This window comes from Vibrio aquaticus, assembly GCF_003970385.1.
Taxonomy (GTDB): Bacteria; Pseudomonadota; Gammaproteobacteria; order Enterobacterales; family Vibrionaceae; genus Vibrio; species Vibrio aquaticus.
On sequence record NZ_RXZH01000003.1, the window covers coordinates 325,097 to 343,097 of the forward strand.

Sequence of the window (18,001 nt, forward strand, 5' to 3'; positions counted from 1 at the left end):
TAAACATTGTCACTATGAATGTATTGGCTTGATAAGTATAGAACTTATGGAGTTATCATGAGCGAAACTGCAACACAGAACAAAGAAACTCGCGGCTTTCAGTCTGAAGTAAAACAATTGCTTCACCTAATGATTCATTCTCTTTACTCAAACAAAGAGATCTTCCTACGTGAGCTTATTTCTAACGCTTCTGACGCATCAGATAAACTGCGTTTTCAGGCACTATCTAACTCAGACCTTTACCAAGGTGATGCGGACTTAGGTGTAAAGCTTTCTTTTGATGAAGCGGCAAATACATTAACGATCTCTGACAACGGTATCGGTATGAGCCGTGACGATGTGATCGAGCACCTAGGTACCATTGCTAAATCAGGTACGGCGGAGTTTTTCTCTAAACTTTCTGAAGATCAATCAAAAGATTCTCAACTGATTGGTCAATTTGGCGTTGGTTTCTACTCTGCGTTTATCGTAGCAGACGCGGTGACGGTTCGCACACGTGCTGCGGGTCAAGCGGCAGAGCAAGGCGTTCAATGGCACTCAGCAGGTGAAGGCGAGTACACAATTGAAGACATTACCAAAGAGTCTCGCGGTACTGACATCGTTCTTCATATGCGTGAAGAAGGTAAAGAATTCCTAAATGAGTGGCGTCTGCGCGAAGTGATCAGCAAGTATTCTGACCACATCGGTATTCCAGTTTCTATTCAAACTGCAGAGCGTGATGAAGAAGGCAAAGAAACGGGCACTAAAAAGTGGGAGCAAATCAACAAAGCTCAAGCACTTTGGACGCGTAACAAGTCTGACATTACGGAAGAAGAGTACCAAGAGTTCTACAAGCACGTATCGCATGACTTCGCTGATCCACTAGTGTGGAGCCACAACCGTGTAGAAGGCAAAAACGACTACACAAGCCTGCTTTATATCCCATCTCAAGCACCTTGGGATATGATGAACCGCGATCATAAATCGGGTCTGAAGCTTTACGTACAACGTGTATTCATCATGGATGACGCTGAGCAGTTTATGCCGTCATACTTGCGTTTTGTTCGCGGCCTAATAGATTCAAACGATCTTCCGCTGAATGTTTCTCGTGAAATTCTTCAAGACAACAAAGTGACTCAGTCTCTACGCAGCGCATGTACGAAGCGTGTTCTAACAATGCTAGAGCGCATGGCGAAGAATGATGAAGAGAAATACCAATCATTCTGGAAGCAGTTTGGCCTAGTCATGAAAGAAGGCCCTGCCGAAGACATGAGCAATAAAGAGAAGATCGCTGGTCTTCTACGCTTTGCTTCTACAGAGGTAGAGTCTGTGGATCAAACTGTTGGCCTAGCGTCATATGTTGAGCGTATGAAAGAAGGTCAAGACAAGATCTACTATCTAACAGCAGACAGCTACGCAGCAGCGAAAAACAGCCCACACCTAGAGCAATTTAAAGCGAAAGGTATTGAGGTTGTTCTTATGTACGATCGCATTGATGAGTACGTAATGAACTACCTAAAGGAGTTTGATGGTAAGCAGTTCCAGTCAATCACCAAAGCGGGTTTAGACCTGAGCAAGTTCGAAGACGAAGCAGAAAAAGAGAAACAGAAAGAGACGGAAGAAGAGTTTAAGTCTGTTGTTGAACGCACTAAAGAGTATTTAGGTGATCGTGTGAAAGAAGTTCGCACAACGTTCAAGCTTGCTTCGACTCCAGCCGTTGTTGTGACGGACGATTTCGAAATGGGCACGCAAATGGCGAAGCTTCTTGAAGCAGCAGGCCAAGCGGCTCCGGAAGTGAAATACATCTTCGAAATCAACCCAGAGCATGCATTGGTTAAGCAAATGGCTGATGAAGCGGATGAACAAGCGTTCGGTCGTTGGGTTGAAGTGCTGCTTGGTCAGGCAATGCTAGCAGAGCGTGGCTCGATGGAAGATCCATCACAATTCTTAGGCGCTATTAATACGCTTTTGACTAAGGGCTAATAGCTCAATTACCTCAAAAAGCTCGCATTTTGCGGGCTTTTTGATTTATTTGCGGTCATCGTGAATAAAATCGCGATATTCAATAGAGAGTGTGAGTGTTTAAGCATTCTTTAGTCGTAAATCGCGCCTTGGTCTCAATTTGTATGATAGAATGCAATCTTGAAACCAAACGAACAGGCGTGTAATGTGCACGCCTGTTTTATTGTTAGTTCTAGAACAGTTATACCGAAACTTACCGTGAGCGATGGCTTAATCCATCATTGTGAGCTTCGGTATAAATCATCATTATCTTAAGAGGATTCAACATGCGCATCATTCTTCTAGGTGCTCCAGGTGCAGGTAAAGGCACACAAGCTAATTTCATCATGGAAAAATACGGTGTTCCGCAGATCTCTACTGGTGACATGCTACGTGCTGCTATCAAAGCAGGTACAGAACTTGGCAAACAAGCTAAAGCTGTTATCGACGCTGGTCAGCTAGTTTCTGATGAAATCATCCTTGGTCTAATCAAAGAGCGCATTGCTCAAGATGACTGCGAAAAAGGTTTCCTACTAGATGGCTTCCCACGCACTATCCCACAGGCTGATGGTCTAAAAGAGATGGGCGTAGACGTAGATTACGTTATCGAATTTGACGTAGCTGACGATGTGATCGTTGAGCGTATGGCAGGCCGTCGTGCTCACCTACCTTCTGGTCGTACTTACCACGTTGTTTACAACCCACCTAAGGTTGAAGGTCAAGATGACGTAACAGGCGAAGAGCTCGTTGTTCGTGATGACGATAAAGAAGAAACGGTACGTGCACGTCTAGGTGTTTACCATGATCAAACTGCACCGCTTATCTCTTACTACGGTAAAGAAGCTGAAGCAGGTAACACTAAGTACCTTAAATTTGATGGTACTAAGCAAGTTACTGAAGTAAGTGCAGATATCGAGAAAGCACTAGCATAAATTGCTACCAGCGATTTTTGAAAATTTGATATAGTGAAAGCGACCTCAAGTAGGTCGCTTTTTTTATGCTTTGGTTTTGATCTGAAACGAGAGCACCTACGTAAAGAGCCATTTCAGTATCGACGGGAATCTATGCAAAATAATAAAAAACAGGGTGTGCTATTGGTTAACTTAGGCACGCCTGATGAAGCAACCGCTCCTGCAGTTAAACGCTTTTTAAGCCAGTTTCTTCATGATCAGCGTGTGGTTGATATGACTCGTTGGCTTTGGTGCCCGATCTTACATGGCGTAATACTGCCAATTCGAGCGCCTAAAGTAGCCAAACTCTATCAGTCAGTGTGGATGGATGAGGGCTCGCCGCTGATGGTGTACTCCAAAAAGCAAGCAGAAAAGCTGAGAGAGAAACTGACTATTCCCGTAGAACTAGGCATGACTTACGGAAACCCTAGTTTGCAATCGGGCGTTGAAGCGTTGCTATCGCAAGGTGTTGAAGAAGTGCTTGTGTTACCTCTATATCCCCAATATTCAGGGACAACGACCGCCGCTGTTTTTGATGGCTTAACGAAAGCGTTCAAAAAAGTTCCAGTGACGCCAGGTTTCCAGTTTATCCGCGATTACCATGACCATCCCATTTATATCAAAGCACTCGCCGAAAGTGTCAAACGCTCATGGCAGGAGAAGGGAAAAGGCGAATACTTACTCTGTTCTTACCATGGTATTCCCAAGCGCTATGCAGATAATGGTGATATTTACCCGCAGCATTGCGAACGTACCACAGAGTTACTTGGCAAAGAGTTGGGTTTAACGCCTGATCAAATTGGCATGACATACCAATCTCGTTTTGGTCGAGAAGAGTGGTTACAACCCTACACCGATAAGACGTTAGAAGTTCTGCCAAGCAAGGGAATTAAAAAACTCGACATTATGGCACCTGCTTTTTCGTCCGATTGTTTGGAGACGTTAGAAGAGCTGTCAGAAGAATGTTGTGAGATTTTCACCGAGCATGGTGGAGAGAGCTTCACTTACATTCCTTGTTTAAATGATGACGACTTGCACATCGATATGATGGTGGAGCTGCTGAAGTAAGTTCAGGTATATGGATTGAAAGACGAAAGGCTGCCGAAAAATCGGTGGCCTTTTTTATTGTCTGAGCGGTTGCGCCATCGAGTCTAACGTTACTATTGATGCCGCGTTACGTTAGTTTCAATATTAAAGCGCTAATAGTGGTATTGATTGTCTCAATAAATAAGTGATCGAGATCGAATTATTATTATCGAAAATTAAGCAAAAGATAAAAGCGGCGTGACGGGGGTAACGATAAAAAATAAAGGTGGATGATTAAGTGTGATCTGCATCTCTAGATAATGATTTTTAGTTTTTGATGTTTTTGTAAGTTGTTGAATTTAATTTGGAAAATAACCTGATTCTTTTTCATAGTGAAGTCGGTCGCACAAAATTTTGATTTATTTTCGCTTGTAAATTAATTCAGTCAGTATGAAAAGCAAGCCAGGGAGGCGAACCTTCTTTGCGGTCAAAGGTGATGAATTACCAGATAAGAACCGCGGCTACTTTTGATACTTTAAGGCAGATTCTAATGAAAAAACTATTTACTCTTAGCGCACTTTCTCTTGCTTTCGCTTCAACTGCTTTCGCAGGTTCTTCATACGTAACAGGTAACGTGCAGTTCCACGATGATGACCTTCATGGTAACAGCGCAACTTCAACACTAGAAGCAGGTCATACTTTCGATAACTCTATCGGTGGCCTGACGGTTTACACAGAGTTTGATGGTATTTCTCTTGGTGACCCAGTAGTTGATGGAGTAAACAACTCAATTGGCGTTACGATTGGTGGTGAGCAAGCTTACAACGTGACTGATAACTTATGGGTTGCAGCAGGTTACCAACACCTTTTAGTTGATGGTGAGACAGCTCAGTACCGTCCATTAGTGAAAATTGGTTACAACTTCGATAACGGCTTATCTTTGAGCAACCGTACTCGTGTTCACATCAACGAAGACAGCGGCCTAGATAACGACATCCGTTTTGATAACCGTATTGGTTACGTTGTTAACGAAGATATCTCACTAAGCTACAACAACGTTTATGTTATCGCAGGCAATGAATCTCAGTACAACCTAGCGGGTGACATGAAGAAGCAAGACACTATGGATCACGAGCTACGTGCAACATGGACTCGTAAAGGTGTTCAGCCATACTTTGAGTTCCGTAGCCAAGCGAACGGCGCAGACTACGCAGATGGTTCAAGTAAGCAAAACAATGCATTCGTATTCGGTGCTTCTTACGGTTTCTAAAACACCCTTATTACTGTCCTAATAACACAAAGCCCAGCAGATGCTGGGCTTTTTTTCATCAGTCAATATCGTTTAATCGTTATTGATTACCCTGGTAATGACGGTAACTAAAGACTTGGCCTTTCTCGTTATACGCGTACACCACGTATTCATCTTTCTTGTCACCATACTCCATACCTGGAGAGCCCATTGGCATACCTGGTACCGCAAGGCCCTTGGCGTTACGTGGTGGGTTGTCTAGAAAAGCTTTGATGTCATCGGCTGGAATATGCCCTTCGAACACATAGCCATTGATTTCAGCGGTATGACAAGACGCAAGCTCGGGTGTTACGCCTAGTTTTTGTTTAATAGGATTCATGTCTTCATGAAGTTTTTCTTCAACGGTAAACCCTGCATCTTGCATGTGTTTTGTCCACTCGGTGCAGCAACCACAGTAAGGAGATTTGTGATTAATGACATCTGCGGCTAAAGCGTTGCCGGTAACGAACAATGAAGCGGCAATCGCCAATGTTTTTTTATTCATAGTAACCTCTACGAAGTTTTAAATAGTCTCAGACGGTTAGCGTTACTAACGACTGTGATTGAAGAAAGGGCCATTGCCGCTCCTGCTACAACAGGACTCAGCAAAAAGCCAAAAGCGGGATAGAGCACGCCAGCAGCGACTGGAATGCCTAACGAGTTATAGATAAAGGCGCCAAACAGGTTCTGTTTCATATTTCGGACGGTGGCTTTTGATAACTCGATTGCTCGAATGACTGAAAGGGGAGAGGCGTTCAGAAGTGTCATTTGTGCACTCTCAATCGCAACATCACTGCCACTTCCCATCGCGATGCCAATATCGGCCAAGGCTAATGCTGGCGCATCATTGACACCATCACCTACCATTGCGACACGTTTACCCTGTTGCTGTAAATGCGCGATATGTTGCGCTTTCTCATCAGGTGATACTTGGGCAATGATTTGGTTAATCCCTAGCTGGTTTGCGATGGAAGTAGCAACAATCTCGTTATCGCCAGTGAGCATGACAGACGTAATCCCCATTTTATCCAATGCCCGAATCGCTTTGATTGCATCTGGCTTGATTGGATCAGATATCGCTAGGGTGCCAATGACATCATCGCCGACTCTTATGATAACAGGTGTCCAAGCTTTGGCTAAATAGCTGTCGACCTCGTTAGTAACCGCTGAAAGATCCCATTGTTGGCTCTGGGCATGGTTAAGCGACACAATAGATATCTGTGTATCGTTATGTCTTGCTAGTACGCCTTGGCCTCGCTGATTTTCAAACTGTTCGACTTCCAATAGTTCCAGTTCAGACTCCATTGCTTTTGACACAATGGCTTTTGCCAGCGGGTGCTCAGAGTGTTGTTCAACAGAAGCACTTAGAACGAGCAAATGTTCAGGCTGGTTAGTCGTTGAATAAATGGCTTGTACGCTTGGTTTACCTTCAGTCAGTGTACCTGTTTTGTCAAACACGACCGTGTCCACTTTACTGGCAGACTGGAGGACATCGGCATCGCGAATTAAGATCCCCATTTCAGCTGCTTTACCGACACCGACGGTGACAGAAAGAGGCGTCGCTAAACCGAGCGCACAAGGGCAAGCAATGATCAGCACTGTTGTTGCAACGACTAACATATAGCTCGCACTTGGCTGAGGGCCGACGAAATACCAAACTGCTGCTGAGACGATGGCGATAGTGACTACGATAGGGACAAAAATAGCCGAGACCTGATCGGCCAGTTTTGCGATCGCAGGTTTACTGCTTTGAGCTTGGCGAACCATTGAAACAATTCTAGACAGCATGGTATTACTGCCGATCCCTGTTGCTTTGATGGTTAAGGAGCCATCTTGATTGATCGTGCCGGCAGATACAGGCTCATCCTCACTTTTACTTATCGGCATCGGTTCGCCAGTTAGCATCGATTCATCTACATAGGACTGCCCTGAGAGCACAACACCATCAACAGGAAGCTTTTCTCCGGGTTTGACTCTTAATACCATACCTAACTGAATCGCACTGATGGCGATGACAGATTCCCCCTCATCCGTGATTAAGTTTGCGGTTTGAGGTTGTAAGCCAATGAGTGCCTGAAGAGACTGGGTAGTTTTAGCCTTCGCTTTTGCTTCAATATAGTGACCAAGAGAAATCAGGCCGACGATCATCGCGCTGGCTTCGAAGTAGACGTGTCTAGATTGGATCGGAAACCATTCAGGGAAAGTGACCACTAACATTGAGAAAAGCCAAGCAGCGCCGACACCTAATGAGACCAGCGTATCCATGGTTGCTCTTTTGTGAGTAAGTGCTTGCCATGCATTGACGAAGAATGAGCGTCCGGCGGTTGCCAGTAGCCAAAAACAGATAATGCCAATGATGCCCCAAGCGAGTTGGTCGGTTGGGTTTCTTATCATCATGTTGCCGCCCAGTACACCCCAAAGCATTAAAGGTGCGCCAATTGCTAGCCCATACCAAGCACTGCGTTTATGTAATTTTTGAGTTTGTGCTAACAGTTCCGCCTGTTTGAGCTGCTGAGATTCGACATCATCAATAATCTGCCCTTCATAGCCCACTTTCAATATCGCAGAGAGTAGGGCTGACTCGATAGTTTTGGATTCTTTGGTGGTAAAGACAGCGGCGCTTTGTTCTGCAAGGTTGATGCGAGCGTTGGTCACTTCTGTCACAGAGAGCAAAGCTTTTTCTACTGAAGCGACACAACTCGCACACGTCATGCCTTTGATCAGTAGGTGAGTCGAGAATGATTGGCTGCTATCGGTAACCTTAGGTGACGTCGATATGATCTCTTTAGCTTGAGGAGTCGGTTCGTCTATCGATGAATCAAATCCAAGAGTTTCGATTAATGATTGGATGCTCTCTAGCGAGTGTAACGTTGTAATAGTGAGGTGAGTTTTCGTCGCAGTGAAGTGGCCAATATTTTCGTCTTGCTTTAGGGCGGTTTCGAGTTTTTCCACACACTTGCCGCAGTTTAGGCCGCTTAAATGGAGTTGATATTCAAAGCCTGCCTGATAACCAAGTTCACGAACGCTGTGGTCAATTGCCGTAAACGGAGCATCAGTGACTAATGACATATGAGTTGGTGACAGCTCCAGTATAGAAACGTCCAAATCAGCGTTCAGTTTTCGCTCTACTTTTCTCGCACACCCCATACAGTTGAGCCCTGTAAGAGGAATATTCAACTCAGCCATTAAATTTGCCCTAAAAAGAATCGACTAAAGAGGAGCATAAACCTTACCTCAAGGGTAAGGTCAAGCATTCGGTGAGGAAATTAAAAACGTCAAAATAGCGTTTTGGTAAATAGAAATGGTCGATTTTAGTGCGAGTCATTTCAAAGTTATTTTTTCTTATTTCTAAAGTTCCGTAAATCAATAAAAAATCACGGTGATCTGAATAACAGATTTGAACGGAATTAAGCTCTAGTAACGTTTAAAAAACTAAATTGACGAATTTGCAGTGTGGAGTTTCTGTCTTAAGTAATTGATATTAATTGTTTTATATAAATTGTTGTTTTTTGATTTTGAAGATGATCAGACATTTTTTTCTCTGATTTCTTGGCGCGAAAAAAGTTTGCCAAGATGCCCCTGTCCATAAATAGTCCCCCTGCGAAATCAAGCGCTTAGTGAGATGAGTAGGGGACAAGGAAAATAAAATTCTAAATAAATAGGGGTTAATCTTATGTCTCATTTCAAAAAGACACTACTTGGCGCAGCGATTACAGCAGCTACCTTGGCCGCAGGTACTGCAAACGCTTACATGATTGGCGATCCAAACGATGCCAACGTTGAAGTGTACGGTGTGGTTTCGATTTCTGCTGTGGATTACGGCGCAGAAAACCAATCGTTTGCATTAGAAAACGAAACTCGTGTAGGTTTCCGCGCTGCAAAAGCAATGACTGATAGTGTGACAGCCTTTGCTCAAGTCGAGTCTGGTTGGGTGCTAGATAACGGTGCTGACTTAGGTAACCGTGACACATTCGTCGGTGTTCGTGGTGACGACTGGGGTCAAGTACGTTTTGGTCGTATGCTGACTCCAATGTATGAATTGGTCGACTGGCCGTACTCTGCATCTAACATGGGTACAACATTTGACCGCGGATGGCGCAGTGGTGAGCGCTTCCAGTTTGACCGTAAGAGCCAACAAGTGCGTTATGACTCTCCAATGTTTGCTGAAACAGTGAAGTTCAGCCTATCGGCAGGTAACGGCACAGACAACTCTGACGATTCTAAATTCTACGGCGGTTCGGTGTCTGTTGTTCCAGTAGATATGCTAACGCTACACGCAGCATTTGAGATCGGTGAAGGCAACACATTTGATGATGGTAAAGACCACGCATTCGATACCAATAACCCAGTACCACCAGGTGATACGGTACCTGGTATCGCGGGCTACGACGCTTCAGTTGGTGACACAGACGCATACTTCGCTGGCTTCCAAATCGCACCTGTAGACAACTTCAACATTGCTGGTGCGTACAAATCAGGCTCTTATACGGCGACAACGCTAGGTACAGGTGCTGATAATGCGTACAAAGAGCGTTCAATTGATGCTTACTCGATTCAAGCGAACTACTTCTTTGGTAACGCAAATATCCGTCTAGGTTACGCTTCTCAGACAGGTGAAACGGATGGTAAGACAGATTCAGGTCTAGATTACACAACAATCACAAGTGAACTAGGTTACTCATTCAACTCTGTTTACACATTCGTGCGTGTAGCTGAGCATGCAAATGATGGTGACGGTGACCTAATGATTCGCTTTGGTACAGAGTGGACATTCTAATTAAATAACTAAAACCTTGGCGGACCCCAGTGTCCGCCTTTTTCCGTTTCTGATGAGTGAGAATAATAATGAAAAAAGCATTAACCCTAATTGCCCTTGGTCTACTAAGCACCATGGCACACGCCAAAGTCACCATTCAAACGGATAACCGAGTGGAAATACTGGCGGTTAACCAAGTGATTAACTCTGTGCCTAAGCAAGCGAAAGGGGATTTGAAAATTGAAAATGGCGTCAATCAAATGCTGGTTCGTGTAACTGCAATGGTTGATGGCAATGGTGGTAAGCAAAAATTTAATTCACTGCCGATGGTGGTGAAGTTTGAAGGTAATGACGAAACATTAAAGTTTGAAACGCCATTTCCGATTCGTGATGAGCGAGCAGTTAAGCGTTTCAAAGCAGAGCCTCAGATAAAAGTGACCAGTGGTGGTAAGAGCATCTCAGTTGAAAGCGATATTATCTTCGATCAAACCTTTGCTCTTATTAAAGATTACGATGAAATGCTGCATGGGTATAACCTTGCTGGTGGTATAGCTGCGATCAATATTGCGAGCCAACCGCAAAAAGTTTCTTCTAATGTGATCGCTAATTCATCGATAGAAAATCAGGGGAAAATCGCTCCGAGTTTTGACAACATCCAACATGGGTTTCTGGAGATGACGCCAGCCCAACGTCAAGAGTTTATCTCCTGGGCAGTAAAACATATCAACGATTAACAAAGATTGTTGATGATGGATTGTAGAATTACGTATCGGTGCTAAAATAACGCGCAATTTTGGCACCATGCCGTTTGGCTTGGTGTGGTCATTTAGACAATCAAGGTATTTTACATGACGGTTAAAACTCGTTTTGCTCCTAGCCCTACTGGCTACCTTCACGTTGGTGGTGCGCGTACTGCACTTTACTCTTGGCTTTTCGCGAAAAACCAAGGCGGCGAATTTGTTCTACGTATTGAAGATACGGATCTAGAACGTAACTCTCAGGAAGCGGTTGATGCGATCCTAGAAGGTATGCAGTGGATGGGCCTAGAGTGGAATGAAGGTCCTTACTTCCAGTCTAAGCGCTTTGATCGCTACAACGAGATGGTTGATAAGCTACTTGCAGAAGACAAAGCATACAAATGTTACGCTTCTAAAGAGCTTCTAGACGAAATCCGTGCAGAGCAAGAAGCAGCAAAAGAGATGCCTCGTTACGATGCAAACCACCCGAAAATTGTTGCTGCAAATGCAGAAGCGAAAGAAGGTGATGCGTTTGTTATCCGTTTCCGTAACCCGAAAGAAGGCAGCGTTGTATTTGATGACCAAATCCGTGGTCGTATCGAAATCGCTAACAGCCAACTAGATGACCTAATCATCCGTCGTACTGATGGTGCACCAACGTACAACTTTGTGGTTGTGGTTGATGACTGGGACATGGGCATTACACACGTTGTGCGTGGTGAAGACCACATCAACAACACGCCTCGTCAAATCAATATTTACGAAGCGTTAGGTGCGCCAGTACCTACTTTTGCTCACTGTGCAATGATCCTAGGTGATGACGGTGCAAAACTGTCTAAGCGTCACGGTGCAGTATCAGTCATGCAGTACCGCGATGAAGGTTACCTACCAAATGCACTAAACAACTACCTAGTGCGTCTTGGTTGGTCTCATGGTGATCAAGAGATCTTCTCTCAAGAAGAGATGATCAACCTGTTCTCTCTAGATGCTGTTTCTAAGTCAGCGTCAGCATTTAACACTGAGAAACTACTTTGGTTGAACAACCACTACATCAAGACATCTGCTCCTGAATACGTAGCGGAGTACCTACAGTGGCACCTAGACAACCAAAATCTAAACATTGAAAACGGCCCAGCGATCACTGAAGTGATTAAGCTTGTAGGCGAGCGTTGTAACACGCTAGTAGAACTGGCTGAGCAAATCCGTTACTTCTACGAAGACTTCGCTGAGTTTGAAGCTGGCGCGGCGAAGAAGCACCTACGTGGCGTTGCTAAAGGCCCACTAGAGCTTGCTCTTGCAAAAGCAGAAGCGCTAGAAGCGTGGACAACAGCAAACATCAAAGAAGGTGTGATTGCTGCCGTTTGTGAAGAGCTAGAAATCGGCATGGGCAAAATCGGTATGCCATTACGCGTTGCAGTAACAGGTGGTGGTCAGTCTCCGTCTGTTGACGCAGTGATGGAACTTATTGGTAAAGAGCGCGTGGTTGCTCGCATTAAGATGGCTATCGCATTTATCGAAGAGCGTGAAGCAAACGCATAATCTTTGGTGAGTTATTAAGCTTATCGCTTACATTTTAAACCGCAGCACCCGCTGCGGTTTTTTTATGTCTATTTATTGACGAAGTTCTCAATCTAGACAAGGTGAGAAAGGTCCTACAAAAGAGTGTCAATTTTTCGAGATTCTCCTACCCAGACACTAATTAATTGATATGGTTCAGAAAAACTTCCAACATCTTACAGCCCTTACTGAGTAAGCGATCAGAAAGCTCTCTGAAATTACCCTGATTTTATGCTAACCAGACGCTGACATTTTTGCCCTTTCATCTCGAATCAAATTGTTTATAGTGCCCTCCGTCAGTTACAGAGCGTAACAAAATGTAACGGCTAGGACAGAAAGCTCACATTCGGAATGTGCCATTGTTGGGTGCTCTGTCTCCATGCAAGTTTAATTGAGCTTGAATGGAGATGAGCACCGAAGCTAACTCTAAACAAATAGATTTCGAGGAATCAGTAATGAAAAAATTAGCAGCGGTAATTTCAGCGTCTCTTCTTCTTGCATCAGCACCTTCAATGGCTGAACTGTATGTGGGCGGTAAAGTAGGTAAATCATGGTTGGAAGATGCTTGTACAACAGCGACCGCTAACTGTGATGATGAAGCCTCAACAGCAGGTGCATTCGTTGGTTACGAAATGTGGGACTTCCTATCAATTGAAGGTGGTTACGATTACCTAGGCAAGTTCACGGCTGACGGTCTAAACGATGACAAAGTAGAAGCATTTACTCTTGCACCAAAAGTAAATCTACCGATTACTGATGACATCTCTCTTTACGGTAAAGTGGGTGGTGCTTACGTTAAGTACGGTAGCGAAGAAGATTACTCTTACCTAGGTGCTGCTGGTATCGAGTTTGATTCACACGAGAACGTGACAGTACGTGTTGAATACCAAACAATCACTGATGCAAACAACGAACAAGTTCGTGCAATGGGCAACAGCGCAACACTAGGTTTCGTGTACAAGTTCGGTAGCAACGAAGAAGCAGCGCCAGTAGCCGTTATCGAAGAAGAAATGGTTGAAGAAGTTGTTGAAGAAACACCAGCAGAGCCAGTAGTAGAAACGAAAACATTCGAAACTCAACAACTAGGTTCTGGTAACTTCAAACTGAACAGCACTGAGCTTAACGAAGAAAGTGCAGCACAACTTGATGAGCTAGTAGAGTTCCTAAACACATACCCTCAAGCGAACGTTGAAATCGTAGGTTACACTGACACTTCAGGTGCCGCTGAGTACAACCAAGTTGTTTCTGAAAAACGTGCTGAGTCTGTTGCTCATACTCTAGAAGAGAAAGGTATCGATGCTTCACGCATTACTGCTCGTGGTGAAGGTGAGAACAATCCAATCGCTTCAAACGACACTCGTGAAGGTCGTGAACAGAACCGCCGCGTTGAAGTAACGGTTCCAGCGTTTGAGTACCAAGTAGCACAATAATCTTATACAGATTAAGCAACGTCAGATGTCGAGCCCCAACCTTTTGGTTGGGGCTTTTTTTGTATAGGCACTAAAACAGAAAATTCAATCAAATTTGTTATATCGCTCGCAATAAAATTCGTTTAGCATGCGCAATAGTGTGCATTTTGGGGTGACCCTTAATAGCGCCAATTCATAGAGTACAAGTGGGACGATTGTCCAATCGTCCGCAGCTTAGAGATAAAAAGGAACAACTCATGAAAAAATTAGCAGCGGTAATTTCAGGCGTTTTGATGTTAGGTTCAGCAGGCGCAAATGCTGAGTTCTATTTAGGTGGTAAGGTCGGCAAATCTTGGCTAGATGATGCATGTACATCCGCAACAACAAACTGTGATGATGAGTCATTTGCAGCCGGTGTTTTTGCTGGTTATGAATTTCTAGATTTCTTATCGCTAGAAGGCGGCTATGACTACTTTGGTGATCATACGGCAGATGGCTTAAATGATGAAAAAGTGACGGCGTTTACACTAGCACCAAAACTCAACATCCCTTTCAATGACGACCTATCGCTTTACGGTAAGTTTGGTGGCGCCTACGTTGACTACGGCAATAAGAATGATAGCTCTTACCTAGGTGCTATTGGCTTAGAGCTAGAGTCGCACAAAAACGTTACGGTACGTTTAGAATACCAACGCCTAACAGACGTGAACAATGACTTAGTGAGAGCGGCAGTTAACTCAGCGACATTGGGCTTTGTCTATAAGTTTGGAAACAATGAACAGGCTCAATCAGAGCCAGTACAAGAAGTGATGGTTGTTGAAGAGGTCGTGGAAGAAACGGTTGTCGTTACTCCTGTAGTAAAAACGTTCGAAACTAAGCTTGTTGATTCAGGTAGCTTTGAGCTGAACAGCACGGAACTGAAAGAAGAAAGCAAAGTGCTTCTTGATGAGCTTGTTCAGTTTATGGAGCAATACCCACAGGCAACAGTTGAAGTAACGGGTTACACGGATTCAAGTGGCGCAGCGTCATACAACCAGATGCTTTCTGAAAAGCGTGCGCAATCTGTTGCTAATACGCTGGAAGAGAAAGGCATCGAGGCTTCACGTATTGCGGTAAGCGGTGAAGGTGAAAATAACCCAATCGCATCAAATGAGACCCGTGAAGGTCGTGCTCAGAACCGCCGTGTAGAAATTGTGGTTCCAGCGTTTGAGTACCAAGAACAGTAATCGTTTTTAGCTCTTATAAAACAAAGCCTTGGTTGTCGTGCCAAGGCTTTTTTGTTTCTAAACTACTTTAGATCTATGCTGTTGAGGCGGCCCATAAATTCGAGGATCTCTAAATTTTCTTTATTTGCCTCGAGGAGCGCTTTTTTCGTTTTAGAATAGGCAGCTAAGCGACCGTGTTTTTTGATTGAGCACACCACGCTTTTATAGATTAACTTGCCGTTTTCATCATAGTTGCGCCATGCCGCGATGTAACATTCGTCTTTGGCATCGGGTTCGGCTTTTGTTGGTCGAGGTTTGAAGATGATTTTAGGTTCGAGCGAGTGTGGGAGGCGAGTCATTAAATATGGGTCTTTCAATAGCTTTCGCCAAAACTTCCCCCACATTTCGCTGCCCATTTCATTTCGCAACTTAATTGCCTTTTGTAATCCTTTCTTTTCACCAATGCGAATATAACCCACAGAGCGGTGGATAATCTTGTCATCAGGAGTATGGATATGGATCTTAAAAGCGGTTTTCGCTTTAGAGATAAAGCGATGGCCTGTATTGGTTTCTAAGTTGCTCTTTTTCATCTTCTAACTATAGATAACTTTGTTAATAATTATTTTAGATGAAAGTCACGGGTTGGTGAAGTAAGAAGTAAAAGGGCTCAGAGAAATTTCTGAGCCCTAATCAATGAAAGGTGGGGGAAAGTTATAAGATCTTGTGCATCACATCACCTATTTGAATGCTACCTGCAAGTTCCGCTTGGTCAACTGACAGTTCCGCTTCGTTTTCATAAACGCGTGATACGGTTAATGTAATGTCTGTCTCTGTTACCTTGTTTCTCGGTAAGCCTCGCTGATCGATAAAGGAGCCCGTGTGCCATAGTTGCAATTTATCGCCTTCTTCAACGCCATGAATACGACCTAAATCAATCGTGATGGTATTGCCCCATTTCGCGACAACTTCCGGTAAAGTAATTTTGCATGACACTTCAGACTCTAGATCAAGCATGATACTGCGGCTGACTCGCAGCATCATATCACCGTAAGTTGAAGCCCAAAAACGCGCGCTTTTGGTATCAACTTGACTGGTTTTTGGAAATGGCCAACGTGCCACTTCGCGATAATTACGGTTGTAAACCTCATTGCCAGTCTTGCCATCGAAGATGGTCATTTCCAGTGCAAACTGACGATTAATGACATCATCTTTGATCAGGTTCTGTTCTACCGTTGCCGTTAAGTCAGTAATGACTCCGCCGATGATGTACTGAGCACCTGTGTCTTCTGCAATCATTTTTAGGCGTTCAGGGTAACGCTTGCTGATTTCGAAGTCTGTTGTGCCAACCGAGATAAAACTTGCAGATTCTTGATCAAGTTGACGATTAATGACGTTAGCAAAGTCATCACCTACGCTGTATATCTGCCCCATGACTGCTTGTTGAGGGGAAGCTAAGTCGATATTGCCGACCAAAAATGTCTTTTTGTATTGGTTAACATGGCAACCTGTTGCCGATGGGTAGATATCAATACGGGCGCGAACAAACATAACGCCACTGCGCTTTCTCTCTTCTTCCACTAAGATATAACGGACTTCGTTACCCGTAAATTGGTACTCTTTGCGCCCACTTTCTAATAGCGGCTTCAAATTAGAAATGCTGCCGATATCCGCACCAGAAAAACTGACCGCTTTATAGAGGGCGTCCTCTAAAGCGTGTAGTCGTGCGACTTCATCCGATGAAACTATGGAAGCTGTTCCCGTCACTTCATACCATCCCGCCACTGCGACATTCGCAAATAGGTTCAAGCAGAGCGTTGAAAAAACAGTCAGAAGTGATTTTTTCATTATTGTTTACCGAGTTGGTTCATTTTTTGCTTAGTAAATCTTAGCTGATTTAGGCATTGCCTTTCTAAATAGTTGCACAGTTAGAAAAGCAAAGAGTGTTCCACTTTTAGAAATCAGACAAAAGATTGAACATTACGCCTTAATGTATCGGAGATTAGAGAATGAAAAAATGGCTATCGCTAGTGCCGGTGGTGTTTTTAACCGCTTGTGCCTATGCACCAATTTATAACGGTAAAGAACCGTACCCGGGCTCGCAGTTTATGCTGATGGACAGCCCGCGTCATACTCTTGACTTCTTTGTCGAGAGCATGACAGAAGACTTAATGATTTCAAACACCAGTGTGTCTGCGCGTACACCGATTGCTGTCACCTCTTTTGTCGATCTGCAAAATATGGATGCGACAAACTGGCTGGGTAATTCGGTCTCTGAAGGGTTCATCCATCAGTTCCAACGCCGCGGCTTTAAAGTCGTTGATTTCAAGACGACAGGTTCGATTCAAGTGACGCACCAAGGTGATTTCGCTTTCAGTCGTGATTGGAAAGATCTCGCACAAGAGCAAGACATTCAATACGTGTTAACGGGCACTATGCTTCGCCAAGAGGGTGGTGTGCTAGTGAATGCTCGAGTCGTTGGCATGCAGTCGCGTATTGTTGTCGCGACCGCACAAGGCTTCTTACCGGCGGATCGTATTGGTCGAGATCTTGATACACTTAATAGCATTCGTACGCAGGATGGAGTATTAATTCGTTCTGATCCTACGATTACTCAACCATACACCGTTATTCTGCGTCCATAGGAGACACGATGAAAAAGTTACTACTTCTTGTTGTTGCCTTAATGATGGTGGGTTGCCAGCCCTTACAGAATATGCGCCCTGATGATTGGCTAACGGCTGTCGGTTACGCAAGCATCAGTGAGCAGAAAGGTCGTAATGACGATGAAAAACAAGTGCGAGCGATGCGCGCATCTAAGATAGATGCGTATCGAGAGCTGGCAGAACAAGTGTATGGTATGCGAGTCAGCGGACGTGCGGATCTGCAAGATCAACGATTGGGAACAGAACTCACCTCTGGCGCAGTAGACGGTGTCATTCGTGGTGCTGAAGTGGTACGTAGCTATAAGGTAGGCGATAGTTACGTGACGGAATTGCGTCTAGACATCAAGAAAATGGACAAGCTGCGTGATTACGGTGAAGTCCAACAAGTCCCAGAAAAAAGGCAACAAACCCTTTTCTAACTGAACATTCT

General features: G+C 44.3%; 15 protein-coding genes. 11 read left to right on the forward strand and 4 right to left on the reverse strand.

Annotated elements, in window-relative coordinates; translation table 11 throughout:
• Positions 1-57: 57 nt before the first annotated feature.
• From htpG to EJ063_RS10495, 4 genes are all read left to right on the forward strand, one after another.
• Positions 58-1,962 carry a molecular chaperone HtpG gene (htpG, locus tag EJ063_RS10480; protein ID WP_126574227.1) on the forward strand — a complete coding sequence of 635 codons (1,905 nt, stop codon included), beginning with the start codon at positions 58-60 and terminating at the stop codon, positions 1,960-1,962.
• A 305-nt stretch (positions 1,963-2,267) separates the two neighbouring features.
• On the forward strand, positions 2,268-2,912 hold the full coding sequence (adk, locus tag EJ063_RS10485) for an adenylate kinase (protein ID WP_126574228.1): 645 nt from the start codon (positions 2,268-2,270) through the stop codon (positions 2,910-2,912).
• Between the two features lie 132 nt (positions 2,913-3,044).
• Positions 3,045-3,998 carry a ferrochelatase gene (gene hemH / locus EJ063_RS10490; RefSeq protein ID WP_126574229.1) on the forward strand — a complete coding sequence of 318 codons (954 nt, stop codon included), beginning with the start codon at positions 3,045-3,047 and terminating at the stop codon, positions 3,996-3,998.
• A gap of 508 nt (positions 3,999-4,506) precedes the next feature.
• Positions 4,507-5,226 carry an oligogalacturonate-specific porin KdgM family protein gene (locus tag EJ063_RS10495; protein ID WP_126574230.1) on the forward strand — a complete coding sequence of 240 codons (720 nt, stop codon included), beginning with the start codon at positions 4,507-4,509 and terminating at the stop codon, positions 5,224-5,226.
• A gap of 79 nt (positions 5,227-5,305) precedes the next feature.
• Here the strand turns inward: EJ063_RS10495 and EJ063_RS10500 are convergent, their stop codons facing one another.
• Together EJ063_RS10500 and EJ063_RS10505 are read right to left on the reverse strand one after the other, a co-directional pair.
• Complete coding sequence (locus EJ063_RS10500) at positions 5,306-5,749, reverse strand: DUF411 domain-containing protein (protein ID WP_126574231.1); 444 nt, start codon at positions 5,747-5,749, stop codon at positions 5,306-5,308.
• 8 nt (positions 5,750-5,757) lie between these two features.
• Complete coding sequence (locus EJ063_RS10505; protein ID WP_126574232.1) at positions 5,758-8,430, reverse strand: heavy metal translocating P-type ATPase; 2,673 nt, start codon at positions 8,428-8,430, stop codon at positions 5,758-5,760.
• A gap of 487 nt (positions 8,431-8,917) precedes the next feature.
• Here EJ063_RS10505 and EJ063_RS10510 point away from each other — a divergent pair, with 487 nt between their 5' ends.
• The 5 genes from EJ063_RS10510 to EJ063_RS10530 all read left to right on the forward strand — a co-directional run bounded on the left by EJ063_RS10510 (position 8,918) and on the right by EJ063_RS10530 (position 14,929).
• Positions 8,918-10,021, forward strand: a complete 1,104-nt coding sequence (locus tag EJ063_RS10510; protein ID WP_126574233.1) for a porin — start codon at positions 8,918-8,920, stop codon at positions 10,019-10,021.
• A 68-nt stretch (positions 10,022-10,089) separates the two neighbouring features.
• A complete protein-coding gene (locus EJ063_RS10515; RefSeq protein ID WP_126574234.1) occupies positions 10,090-10,734 on the forward strand; it encodes a DUF2057 family protein in 645 nt (214 codons plus the stop codon).
• A gap of 114 nt (positions 10,735-10,848) precedes the next feature.
• Entirely contained in the window at positions 10,849-12,276 is a 1,428-nt protein-coding gene (gene gltX / locus EJ063_RS10520) for a glutamate--tRNA ligase (RefSeq protein ID WP_126574235.1), read from the forward strand.
• A gap of 473 nt (positions 12,277-12,749) precedes the next feature.
• Complete coding sequence (locus tag EJ063_RS10525; RefSeq protein ID WP_126574236.1) at positions 12,750-13,724, forward strand: OmpA family protein; 975 nt, start codon at positions 12,750-12,752, stop codon at positions 13,722-13,724.
• A gap of 236 nt (positions 13,725-13,960) precedes the next feature.
• A complete protein-coding gene (locus EJ063_RS10530) occupies positions 13,961-14,929 on the forward strand; it encodes an OmpA family protein (RefSeq protein WP_126574237.1) in 969 nt (322 codons plus the stop codon).
• A gap of 62 nt (positions 14,930-14,991) precedes the next feature.
• On the opposite strand, the gene EJ063_RS10535 is transcribed toward EJ063_RS10530, so the two are convergent.
• Both EJ063_RS10535 and EJ063_RS10540 read right to left on the reverse strand, forming a co-directional pair.
• Positions 14,992-15,498, reverse strand: coding sequence for a Fe3+-citrate ABC transporter substrate-binding protein (locus EJ063_RS10535; protein ID WP_126574238.1), 507 nt, complete (start codon positions 15,496-15,498; stop codon positions 14,992-14,994).
• Between the two features lie 121 nt (positions 15,499-15,619).
• A complete protein-coding gene (locus tag EJ063_RS10540) occupies positions 15,620-16,753 on the reverse strand; it encodes a flagellar assembly protein FlgT (protein ID WP_126574239.1) in 1,134 nt (377 codons plus the stop codon).
• 161 nt (positions 16,754-16,914) lie between these two features.
• Here EJ063_RS10540 and EJ063_RS10545 point away from each other — a divergent pair, with 161 nt between their 5' ends.
• A complete protein-coding gene (locus EJ063_RS10545) occupies positions 16,915-17,550 on the forward strand; it encodes a FlgO family outer membrane protein (protein ID WP_126574240.1) in 636 nt (211 codons plus the stop codon).
• Between the two features lie 8 nt (positions 17,551-17,558).
• Positions 17,559-17,990: a flagellar assembly lipoprotein FlgP gene (gene flgP, locus EJ063_RS10550; RefSeq protein ID WP_126574241.1), complete on the forward strand. Its 432-nt coding sequence runs from the start codon at positions 17,559-17,561 to the stop codon at positions 17,988-17,990.
• Positions 17,991-18,001 lie beyond the last annotated feature (11 nt).

Bases quoted from the DNA above. Each gene is read 5' to 3' on its own strand.
- htpG (WP_126574227.1), top strand. From the start codon at position 58: ATGAGCGAAACTGCAACACAGAACAAAGAAACTCGCGGCTTTCAGTCT.
- adk (WP_126574228.1), top strand. From the start codon at position 2,268: ATGCGCATCATTCTTCTAGGTGCTCCAGGTGCAGGTAAAGGCACACAA.
- hemH (WP_126574229.1), top strand. From the start codon at position 3,045: ATGCAAAATAATAAAAAACAGGGTGTGCTATTGGTTAACTTAGGCACG.
- EJ063_RS10495 (WP_126574230.1), top strand. From the start codon at position 4,507: ATGAAAAAACTATTTACTCTTAGCGCACTTTCTCTTGCTTTCGCTTCA.
- EJ063_RS10500 (WP_126574231.1), bottom strand. From the start codon at position 5,749: ATGAATAAAAAAACATTGGCGATTGCCGCTTCATTGTTCGTTACCGGC.
- EJ063_RS10505 (WP_126574232.1), bottom strand. From the start codon at position 8,430: ATGGCTGAGTTGAATATTCCTCTTACAGGGCTCAACTGTATGGGGTGT.
- EJ063_RS10510 (WP_126574233.1), top strand. From the start codon at position 8,918: ATGTCTCATTTCAAAAAGACACTACTTGGCGCAGCGATTACAGCAGCT.
- EJ063_RS10515 (WP_126574234.1), top strand. From the start codon at position 10,090: ATGAAAAAAGCATTAACCCTAATTGCCCTTGGTCTACTAAGCACCATG.
- gltX (WP_126574235.1), top strand. From the start codon at position 10,849: ATGACGGTTAAAACTCGTTTTGCTCCTAGCCCTACTGGCTACCTTCAC.
- EJ063_RS10525 (WP_126574236.1), top strand. From the start codon at position 12,750: ATGAAAAAATTAGCAGCGGTAATTTCAGCGTCTCTTCTTCTTGCATCA.
- EJ063_RS10530 (WP_126574237.1), top strand. From the start codon at position 13,961: ATGAAAAAATTAGCAGCGGTAATTTCAGGCGTTTTGATGTTAGGTTCA.
- EJ063_RS10535 (WP_126574238.1), bottom strand. From the start codon at position 15,498: ATGAAAAAGAGCAACTTAGAAACCAATACAGGCCATCGCTTTATCTCT.
- EJ063_RS10540 (WP_126574239.1), bottom strand. From the start codon at position 16,753: ATGAAAAAATCACTTCTGACTGTTTTTTCAACGCTCTGCTTGAACCTA.
- EJ063_RS10545 (WP_126574240.1), top strand. From the start codon at position 16,915: ATGAAAAAATGGCTATCGCTAGTGCCGGTGGTGTTTTTAACCGCTTGT.
- flgP (WP_126574241.1), top strand. From the start codon at position 17,559: ATGAAAAAGTTACTACTTCTTGTTGTTGCCTTAATGATGGTGGGTTGC.